This is a genomic window from Streptomyces sp. NPDC046215, from assembly GCF_040646215.1.
GTDB classification, from domain to species: domain Bacteria; phylum Actinomycetota; class Actinomycetes; order Streptomycetales; family Streptomycetaceae; genus Streptomyces; species Streptomyces stramineus.
In genome coordinates this window covers 1-9,314 of record NZ_JBEYZW010000143.1, presented here as the reverse complement: position 1 = coordinate 9,314, position 9,314 = coordinate 1, and the positions used below count along the sequence as shown (strand labels likewise).

Below are 9,314 nucleotides of genomic sequence, written 5' to 3'. Positions count from 1 at the left end.
CACACGGTCACGCCGTGCCGGTCGGCCAGGGCCTGCGCGAACGCCTTGACCGTGGCGGCCCGGGACGGCGCCAGCTGCGCCGACCTCCGCGCTGTCGAGCGGGCGGAGTTCGATCGCGGCCGCGTCTGCCAGCGGGGCCGCGTGCCGCAGCATTCGTCGGTACTCGGTGGAGCGGCAGGAGAGCACCATCGGCTGGTCCAGCGGCAGTGAGCCGTTCACGACCGCCATCGCCCGTCTGCGCCGCTCATCGGGCAGTTCGTCGAAGCCGTCCAGCACGGGAATGATCATTTTGCTGTCCAGCAGTGCGCGGGCGAGGCTCACGTCGCCGTACGCGGGTGGGGCCGGATCGGCCAGCGTCCGATGGTCCCGCTCCAGTTGTCCGGCCATCCACGTGTAGAGAGCGTCCTCCCGGTCACGGACCGGGTCCGGTCCCGGCTCCAGGCTCGCCACGGAGAAGAGGACCGGCACCGGGCCTCCACCGACGCCGCGCCTCTCGAGCAGGCCCAGTAACAGCCGTACCAGGAGAATCGTCTTCCCCGAGCCCGGCTCCCCGAGCAGGACCAGACGACGGGTGGGGACCCGGTGCAGGAAGACCTCGGCGATCTCCTCTTCCTGGCCCTCCAGCCCGGCGGGCCCGGTGGCCCAGTCGGCGGGGTTTGAGGGCGGCCCACCCGGCCACCTCCTGGCCGCCTTGGTCAACTCCCGCCACGGAACCGACAACTCCGCTGGTGCCGCGGTCCAGGAGACCGTAGGGGGAAGCGGCCGGACGAGCAGGCGCCGTCCGAGCTCGGCGCTCCACTGCACCTGCACGGCTCCGGCCAGTTCCTCGGCGACCGCCGGGAGCGCACGTCGCGCGGCCTCGCTGCGATCGTCCCGGTAGGCGGCCCACGTCAGGAAGGCTACGGCGAACGTGGGCGGTAAAGCAGGCAGTGCCGCGTCCAGTCCACCGCCGCGGTAGGCCAAGTACACCGTGGCCGCCATCCCACCGAAGGTGAGCACGGCGTAGAGGCGTCCGATGCGCCGGACCCGGGCCCTGGTCCCGGCCACGTCGCCCCCTGCGCCCCCGGTCTTCGACCGCCCTGCCGATCCCGGCCACGACCACATGTTCTGTCAACGACCCAATGGATAGCGGGACACCAGTAGCGCCCCGACCCGGCGGGGATCCTGTGCAGACCGAAGGGAGCCCAGCTCCTGTTCCGAACTGCTCGGACGAACCGGAGATTCGCCTGGTCGGGAATGAGGTTGCTGGCGAGCGCGTGGGTGTTGTCGGGGCCGGCGATCCGGTAGCCGCCGCCACTGACCACGTGCCCTGCTGGCCCCCGGAGTAGATGCGGCGCGGGCTCGAACCGGCGGCCGGACGGCCACCGACGCGATTCTTACCGTGTGCCTGATGGATGGCAGGGCAGCCGATCACCGGGAAGGGTGGGCCTGCGTGCCGTTCGAGAATGGTGTAGCCGCCGACGAGATCAGCGGGGCGGTGTGGGTCAAGAGCCGCGCCAGCGTGGGGGGCGGCAATTGTGTGGAGTTGGCGAGCTTCCGGAGGGGGCGGTCGCGGTGCGCAACTCCCGCCACCCCCAGGGGCCTGCGCTGGTGTACACGCGTGAGGAGGTGGCGGCGTTCCTCGACGGCGCCAAGAATGCCGAATTCGACCACCTGATCATGTGATAGCCGTCTGAGATGTTCTGGCCATAGCTTGGCCCGGCGGGCATCCAGCCTCCAGTCTGAAGAGCTGCCTTCTCTCCTCAGGTCTCAACGGGAGTCTGGATGTCCGCCGTTCGCAAACCCGCCGAGCCCGATGTCGAAGCCTCGGTCATTCCGATGGAGGGGGCGAAGCGGGAAGCCGCCGCACGCCTGATCGGTGCGCAGCTGCGGATTCTCCGCCAGGAGCGGGGCCTGGGGCTCAAGGACGTGGCGCCGGTCATCCGCGGCTCGGTGTCGAAGGTGAGCCGGCTGGAGCGCGGGGAGAGCCCGCCCAAGGAACGCGACGTCCATGACCTCGTGCAGTTCTACGGAGCCGGCGCCGAGCAGATCAAGGACATCGAAACCCTGCTCCACCAGGCGCAGCACAACGAGTGGTGGCAGCAGTACAGCGACGTCACTCCCGATTTCCTCAAGCGCCTGATCGCCCTGGAAGGCTCGGCGCAGGAGATCCACACCTACGAGAACCACGTCGTCCCGGGTCTTCTGCAGACGGAGGCTTACGCCAGTGTGCTGGTCAGGGCGGCGATGCCCGGCGCGGACGAGGCGGTGGTGCAGAAGCGGGTGAAGCTGCGGATGCGCCGGCAGTTGATGCTGTCCAGGGAGGTTCCCCGGGTGGTCGCGCTGCTGGACGAGGGGGTGCTGCGCCGTCCGGTGGGCGGGGCGGCAGTGATGTATGAGCAGCTGGAATACCTGCGCCGCGCCGCGGAGGTGCAGAACGTCAACGTCCGGATCGTGGAATTCGAGCACAGCGCGGACGTCGCGCCGACATATCCGATCACTCACCTGCGCTTCGGTGACGGCGGGCCCGCGGAGCTGGTCTATGTCGAGCACATCGACAGCGCGGTGTACCGCACGCGGCCGAAAGAAGTGGATCAGTACCGGCTCGTGCTGAACGAGCTGGGCTATGTGGCGGCGACCCGCGAGGAGACGGACCGGATGCTGAAGAAGACCGCCGAGCAGTACCGCCGCCGCATCTGCTGACCGAGGTGGACCGAGATCGACCGAGGCTGACCGGGCTTACAGCCGTGCGAGGCCGCCCCATTCGATCCAGTCGGTGGCGCGTTGCGCGGGCGGCGGCGGGGGAGTGTCGGGCCGCCAGTCGACGACATCGACCAGGCCGGGGTCGAGAATCTCCATGCCGTCGAAGTAGGCACGGACTTCTTCGGGTTCGCGGACGCGACCCCACATGCCACCGGTGCATTGGTGCATCAGCTGGGTGACGCCGTCCCGCACGCGGGCATTGTCGCTGACGAGCTGGCAGATCACCATGAAGCTGCCGGGCGCCAGTTTCGCTGCGACCCGCTTGATCAGGGCGACGGGGTCATGTTCGTCGTCCCGGTCTTCCAGGCAGTGCAGGACGGAGACGAACAGGGCGGCCACCGGCCGCTCGAAGTCGATAAGCCGACGGGTCTCTGCGTGCGTGAAGATCGCGTCGGTATTCCTCATGTCGGCCTGGATGACAGCCGTGTTCTTGTTCTCCTGCAAGGTGGTGCGGCCGTGCGCGAGCACGATGGGGTCGCTGTCGATATAGACGACCCGGCAGTCGGGGTTGATGCGCTGGGCGATCTGGTGGACGTTGTCCTGACTGGGCAGACCTGAGCCGTGGTCGACGAACTGCTCCACCCCGTATTCCTCGGCGAGCACCCGGACCACGCGCTGCAGGAAAGCGCGGTTGTTGCGGGCGAGGAGCTGGGTGCTCGGTGCGATACGCAGCAGGTCCTGGCATGCCGTGCGGTCGGAGTCGTAGTTCTCCACCCCGCCCAGCAGCCAGTCGTACATCCGCGCCACGCTTGGCGTGGTCACATCAATAGCATGGGTCGGCGGGTTTGCTCCGCGGGCCATCTGTCCCCCTGATGCCTAGGCCAGAGAATGCCTGAGCTGACGAAGTGCCCCATGGTAGGGAGACCCCTGCTCCGGGACCAGTCCCCCGAACGGGGGGCGAGGAAAACAAGACGCCCGCGAGAGCGATGTCGGCTTCCGCAGATCGGCGGATCCAAGGTACTGACCGGCGGTGAGGCCGTCGCCGGCTCGGAGACGCGTTCGGCTTTCCGCAGCAGCGCACGAACGCAGGGGCCGTCCGTTCCCATCAGGGCGGCGGTCTCCTCTATCGACATCCCCAGGCCGTCGCGCAGCAACACCGCGTCAGCCAGAGGCTCCTCCGCGGCAGGAGACGGGCGCACCGCGCGCCGGGGCGGCGCAGGAACCTGCCGGGTAACAGCGCGGCTGAGCAGACGCCAGGCGAACGCTGCCGGACAGGGACTGCGCAGCGCGAGGGCCCAAGCGGTGTCCAACTCGCCGAAGGCCACCGCCACCGCACGCTCGGCGGCCTCCCGGTCTCCGGCCCGCGCGCAGGCGTACCGAAGATACGGGGCGTAGTGAAGCTGCCACGTTTACCCGAACGAGCAAATGCAAAAACGCAAATTCGCTCTCGCAAAATAAGATGCGGGGATGCCGACCCGGCGCACCGCACAGCCGGCGCGCCGTTCCGTGGCCTCGGGGGGCCCGTTATAGCAGTCCTCCGAGCGGCAGGACCCGCTCGGTGAGCTGTCCGCGCAGCTTGCCCTGAGTGGTGTCGGCTTCGCTGAGCCAGTCGGCGGCGATCAGCAGCCCGGCGTGCTCGGCGATGTCCTCGGGGTCCAGGGCGCAGAACGCGGCGACCTTTTCCAGGTGGAGTCCGTCGTCCTCGGCGGATCCGAGTCGGCCGTCGGGTTGGGTGTGGGCGGCGGTGTACACGGCGAGGAGCCGTGTGGCGGCGCCCAGTTTCTTCTTGCGGAGCTTTCGGTCCCCGACGGCCTTCTGGGCCCATCCGGAGATTTTGGAGCGGGTGGTCTTGCCGAAGTCGAACGGGCGGCCCTGCTCCGGCAGCAGCGTGGGGACGGTGATTGCGGTGGGATCTTCAGGCCGCGAGGCGAGTGCTTCGGCGACCGTGCCGGGCAGATGCAGCCACTCGGCTGTGATGAGCCGTTCCAGCACCTGCTCGGCGTTGCCGGACAGCCAACTGGTGAGGTCTTGTCCGGTGACGTTTCCGGTGCCCGCGCGCGCGGCCCGCAGGGTGAAGAGGAGCACCGCGAGGTGCACTTCGGCCTCGTGATACGGGGCGTGCGCCTGGACGTAGTCCAGCACGGTCCGGGCGTGCACGGCATGACTGCGGGTCAGCAGCCGATCCACCGCCGGGCCGTCCCCGTCCAGCAGGCCGGCACGGTTGGCGTGCATGTCACGGGTGGTCTGCGCGGCAGTCTCGGCGCGCTTCGCCTCCTGGTGCAGGGACGCGTCGCCGGTGACGTCGGCCCATAAGGCGAACGCACGGGCCTTGCGTTCGTGGAGCTCGGCGAGGAGGGCGAGGTCGGGTTCGGTGCTCCGTTGATAGTCGCGGAAGGCGTCGCCGAGCTCGATGAGTTCCTCGCGCAGCGCGTCGGGCTGGAGGTCGAGAGGAACGGTCCGTTGCGCGATCTTCGCCCGCCGTTTCGCCCGCCGCGGCGTTCCGTCCGGTGAGGCGGCGCGGGTGCGTTGCACCGGAGCCGGCCCAGCGGCCTGGGAAGCCGGGTAAGCCGGGGAAGAAGCGCCGGTCAGGGGGGAGGCGGGGGAGGAGCCGCCGTCGGAGAACACGGCCGCCATACCACTCGCGGCCGTGCCGCCCACGGGTCGCTGGTCCGCCTCATGACTCGTGCCGGGCTCGTCCGGGGCGCGGCGGGGCGGGGACGCCGCGGTGTCCAGGACACGGCAGCCGGCAGTGGCGGCCGCGCAGCGCGCGCAGATCTCGGCGATCCGCCACAGCCGCCCGGCGCGATCGGCGTACGCCGCCAGGACCACCGGGCCCCCGCACCGTACCGACCCCGTCAACGGCCGCGCCCCGGCCCGCCTTCCCGGGAGGGGGCCCGCGTCGGGGGTGTGCCACGCGCAGTCAGCGGCACGGCAGCCGCACCAGGCTCCCGGGCGCGGCCCGCCGCCCTCGCGGATGTGGGCAAGGTGCATGCTGATGTGCTCGATCGCGGCCTTGCGGCCCGCGGCGGTGCTGGGCAGGTGCTGATCGGCGCAGGCCGGGCGGGAGCAGGAAAGCCGGACTGTGCCGGCGGACGGGCGGCCGTAGGGGTCCAGGCGCACGGTCCATACCCGGCCCACGATGCGCTCCTCCTGCGTACCGGCCTCCACCACCATGTGCGTACTCCCAGCGTTGCGCGATCCGTTGCCTGTGCGGATTCCATCATCGGGGATATCGGCCGATCAGCTCCGGAGGAAAGACAGATTCACCCTGGAGCGTCCGCGGCACTCGACAACGGTCTGTCCCAGCGCACCCTAATTGCGCGTCCGGCTGAACGGGCGAGGCCGTGGAGCTGATCCGGCCGCCGCGCCATGCTCGCCCGCAGCGGCCTCAGGCCCTCGATGAGCCCATGGGCGCGGATAGCGGGCGGTGGCGGGGTGTCTGCCCGGTGGCCGTGCGTGTCGCGCCCGGCTGCGTGTAACAGGAATGTATTAGAGGGCGGTTGGGCGGAACGGTGCGCCGGGGCGGGTGCATCCTGGTGATCAGGAACGCTCGCTCATACCCACTCGTACCGGGCGGCCGACGCCCCACAACCGATATTGAGGCAGAAACGATGCGCGTTCACCAGCTCACCTTCGCCGTCCTGGCCATTACGGCGGGCCTCTCGCTCACGGCCTGCCAGAACGGCGACGACAGCGCGGGACAGAGCGACCCGTCCTCCGCGTCCTCCGCGCCTTCCTCAGGCGGCGCTTCGGGACCCGGCAGTTCGAGTTCCGGCGGTTCGAGTTCCGGCAGTTCGGCTCAGGGCAGCGCGAAGGACGACGCCGGGAAGCCCTCCCGCGGACAGGGCGCGACCACCGGGACCGGCGCCCGCGAGGACGGCAACACCGCCAAGTGCCGTACTGACGCGCTGGAGATCACGGCGAAGGACAACACCATCGACGGCGACCCCGATGGCACCGTCGTGGTGCAGCTGAAGAACCGCGGGGGCCGCGACTGCGCCATATCCGGTTACGCGGGCGTCGATCTGAAGACCAACGCGGGGTCGCTTTCCGCGAAGCGCACTGGCGAGAAAGCCCCCTCGACCGTTCTCAAGAACGGGCAGTCGACGTTCTTCGGCATCAATTACCCCGTCAACACCTCGGGTGGGTCCGGCGTCCGCGTCACGGGGCTGCTGGTGACCCCGCCGAACGAGAGGAAGACGGTCACTCTCGCCTGGCCGGGCGCCGCCACGCTGCCCGTCACGGAGAGCCCCGGTTCCCCGGTGAAGGTCGGCCCGATGGGCAGCGCCGGCCAGGGCGGCTGATCCGCACGCCCCCCAGCAACGACGCTGCTGCCCGCCCGTCCCGGCCGCCTCCTGCTCCGCACGCGCCGGCCGCACCGCCTGCGAACAATGCACCTGCCCACCCGCTCGTGACTCCCGCCGCCGTGCGAGAGAAGATCGGGGGATGACGATAATCAGGACAATGGGGGCCCGGCGCGGGTTGCTGCCGGTGGCAGTGCTGGCTGTGCTGACGGCGGGATGCGGAACCCAGCAGCCGGGGGATACTGCCGATGCGTACCGCCATTCGGATCCCACGCCGACCGGGTTATCGACGCCGAGCAGACCGGCGGACTTCCCCTGCCCCGGCGAGAGCCCCACGCCGACACCACCGCCGGCGGCGGACACTTCGGGCCCGGCGGAACCCGGTGACCACTATGCCGAGAACCACGGCTTCAGAGTCCCTCTCCCGCTGCACGGCCGGCGCCGCTGCGACGGGCTTGCGGCCGTCGGGCGCATCGAGGCCGCCCTCGAACCGCTGCGCAAGCGCGGCGACTTCGCCCCGGAACACACCCGCAGTGCGCTCACCGGCCTCGGCTACCCCGCCGGGAAGGTGCGATCGTACGAGAACGGACCCACCGGGGTCGGCTTCCTCATCGAGGTCGACGCCTCGCAGCTGTGCGTGGAGGGCACCATGAACCGCGACTCCACCCGGGCGGAATCATTCGGCGGCTACCCGGACCACTCCGGTTGCGATACCCCCAGCGGCGGCCACTGACGACGAACCGCCTCGTGCGCATGGGCCCCTTCCCCCGGAGCTCAGGCGATCTGGTCCGTTGGCACTACTCATGTCCCGCGAGTGCCTCGGGAGACCTCGACCCGCGCGGCGGTAACACCCCAGGGGTTCGGTGAAACAGCACGAGCCACTACGGTGGGCGGATGGCGTCTATCAAGCAGGTCCAAGTCACCTTCGACTGCGCAGAACCTGAGCGCGTCGCTCGTTTCTGGTGCGAGGCGTTGGGGTATGTCGTACCGCCGCCACCGGAGGGATTCGCTACGTGGGACGATTTCGATCGCTCGCTGCCGCCTGAGCGTCAGGGTTCAGCGTTCGCCTGCGTGGATCCCTCGGGTGTGGGCCCGCGCCTGTTCTTCCAGCGCGTTCCCGAAGGCAAGGTCGTCAAGAATCGGGTTCATCTTGACGTGCGGGTCGGCACCGGGCTCGTGGGTGAAGAACGCGTCGCCGCACTGGAGGCCGAGTGCGCACGACTGGTCGCGCTCGGCGCGGTGCGCGGGCGCCTCCTGCGTGCGGACGACTTCAACGAGTCGTGCCTCGGGATGCAGGACGTCGAGGGAAACGAGTTCTGTCTCGACTGAGGGGCCGTGAGCGTGTGTCTTCGTCCTGGCCCCATGGGTCAGGACGAAGAACCGGCGGCCCCGACCCGGGGGCGAGGCCGGAGCGGGTCACCCATCTGCCGCCTGCGTGAGAGCGTTCAGACCGTGTCCGCAGCTCGCTGCCGCCACTCACGCCCCGGGCCGGCACGGAATGTCTACTCCTCGTAGTCGTGGCCGATCAGGGTGGCGAGCAGTGCCTCTACTACATCCTCCTCGTACGGGCGCGGCCCATCCTCGACCACACTGTTCACCCACGGACCGATGCTGTTCGGCTGGACGCTGACGACATTGATGTTGTCAGCGCTGGTGTTGCCCGAGGAGAGGACGGACACGGGGATGCGCTTGGCATTGACCAGGTCCAAAACGTCGGCGGCGTGAGCCGGTGCAGTCACCGCCAGCAGAATGCCGGTTGCGGCGGCCAGACCGAGACTCCGCGAGATCATCTTCATGGGCTGTGTAACGACCGGATTATCCGTTCGTCACCGTCGGCGCCCACCCTGCGTGAAGTCTCCCCGCACAGGCGGTGCCATTCAGCGCTCGGCGCGCCCGACGGCCAGGATCCCCCCGCACCCTCTCAGCGCGTACGGCCCTACGCGGCCACAGAGGCGACGTCGCCCTTCGGTTTCGGGCTGCACCACGTGCAGCTTGCACCGCCGCCCGGCGAAGAGGAGGGTGCCGCCGGTTCTACGTGGACGTGCTGGGCATGACCGAGATCCAGAAGCCCCGGCGCTCGCGGCTCGCGGCGGCCTGTGGGTGCGCAACGTTTCACGACTGGAGAGGCCAGCCGAAGGTCTCGTCCAGCAAGGGGATTGCTGGACGAGACCTTCTATTCGCACGGTCCCGATCCGACCCTCTCTGCGGACGAGCTCGGATCGGTGGGGGACCGCTTACTGGTCATTTCAGAATGCGCCCGGTGGATGGTCTTGGCAGGCGGGCTCGGTGGCGGCAGAGTTGTGCGGGTGTCGGATGACCTTGTGCCTG

At 69.5% G+C, this 9,314-nt stretch carries 8 protein-coding genes and 1 pseudogene; 5 read left to right on the top strand and 4 right to left on the bottom strand.

The annotated features are described in order from the left end of the window. On the bottom strand, positions 1–1,047 hold a 1,047-nt coding region (locus tag ABZ951_RS32800), incomplete at its 3' end, for an NACHT domain-containing protein (protein ID WP_361281619.1). A gap of 343 nt (positions 1,048–1,390) precedes the next feature. Between ABZ951_RS32800 and ABZ951_RS32795 the strand changes: the two are divergent. Both ABZ951_RS32795 and ABZ951_RS32790 read left to right on the top strand, forming a co-directional pair. Next, positions 1,391–1,665 (top strand): annotated as a pseudogene (locus ABZ951_RS32795) (DUF397 domain-containing protein). Between the two features lie 99 nt (positions 1,666–1,764). After that, positions 1,765–2,682 (top strand): helix-turn-helix transcriptional regulator, encoded by a 918-nt coding sequence (locus tag ABZ951_RS32790; protein WP_344096166.1) that lies wholly within the window; start codon positions 1,765–1,767, stop codon positions 2,680–2,682. Between the two features lie 36 nt (positions 2,683–2,718). Here ABZ951_RS32790 and ABZ951_RS32785 read toward each other — a convergent pair whose 3' ends face one another. Together ABZ951_RS32785 and ABZ951_RS32780 are read right to left on the bottom strand one after the other, a co-directional pair. Then, entirely contained in the window at positions 2,719–3,543 is an 825-nt protein-coding gene (locus tag ABZ951_RS32785; RefSeq protein WP_344096168.1) for an SAM-dependent methyltransferase, read from the bottom strand. Positions 3,544–4,206: 663 nt separating this feature from the next. After that, complete coding sequence (locus tag ABZ951_RS32780) at positions 4,207–5,856, bottom strand: hypothetical protein (RefSeq protein WP_344096170.1); 1,650 nt, start codon at positions 5,854–5,856, stop codon at positions 4,207–4,209. Between the two features lie 437 nt (positions 5,857–6,293). Here ABZ951_RS32780 and ABZ951_RS32775 point away from each other — a divergent pair, with 437 nt between their 5' ends. From ABZ951_RS32775 to ABZ951_RS32765, 3 genes are all read left to right on the top strand, one after another. Next, positions 6,294–6,986, top strand: coding sequence for a DUF4232 domain-containing protein (locus tag ABZ951_RS32775; RefSeq protein ID WP_344096172.1), 693 nt, complete (start codon positions 6,294–6,296; stop codon positions 6,984–6,986). Positions 6,987–7,173: 187 nt separating this feature from the next. Beyond that, positions 7,174–7,719 carry a hypothetical protein gene (locus ABZ951_RS32770; protein WP_344096174.1) on the top strand — a complete coding sequence of 182 codons (546 nt, stop codon included), beginning with the start codon at positions 7,174–7,176 and terminating at the stop codon, positions 7,717–7,719. Between the two features lie 161 nt (positions 7,720–7,880). Continuing rightward, the gene (locus tag ABZ951_RS32765) at positions 7,881–8,315 is read left to right on the top strand and encodes a VOC family protein (protein ID WP_344096176.1); all 435 of its coding nucleotides are present in this window, start codon (positions 7,881–7,883) and stop codon (positions 8,313–8,315) included. Between the two features lie 173 nt (positions 8,316–8,488). Here the strand turns inward: ABZ951_RS32765 and ABZ951_RS32760 are convergent, their stop codons facing one another. Then, on the bottom strand, positions 8,489–8,725 hold the full coding sequence (locus tag ABZ951_RS32760; RefSeq protein WP_344096179.1) for a hypothetical protein: 237 nt from the start codon (positions 8,723–8,725) through the stop codon (positions 8,489–8,491). Positions 8,726–9,314 lie beyond the last annotated feature (589 nt).

What these genes read in the sequence shown, in the direction of transcription:
- ABZ951_RS32790 (WP_344096166.1), top strand. Translation starts at nt 1,765, where the DNA reads ATGTCCGCCGTTCGCAAACCCGCCGAGCCCGATGTCGAAGCCTCGGTC.
- ABZ951_RS32785 (WP_344096168.1), bottom strand. Translation starts at nt 3,543, where the DNA reads ATGGCCCGCGGAGCAAACCCGCCGACCCATGCTATTGATGTGACCACG.
- ABZ951_RS32780 (WP_344096170.1), bottom strand. Translation starts at nt 5,856, where the DNA reads ATGGTGGTGGAGGCCGGTACGCAGGAGGAGCGCATCGTGGGCCGGGTA.
- ABZ951_RS32775 (WP_344096172.1), top strand. Translation starts at nt 6,294, where the DNA reads ATGCGCGTTCACCAGCTCACCTTCGCCGTCCTGGCCATTACGGCGGGC.
- ABZ951_RS32765 (WP_344096176.1), top strand. Translation starts at nt 7,881, where the DNA reads ATGGCGTCTATCAAGCAGGTCCAAGTCACCTTCGACTGCGCAGAACCT.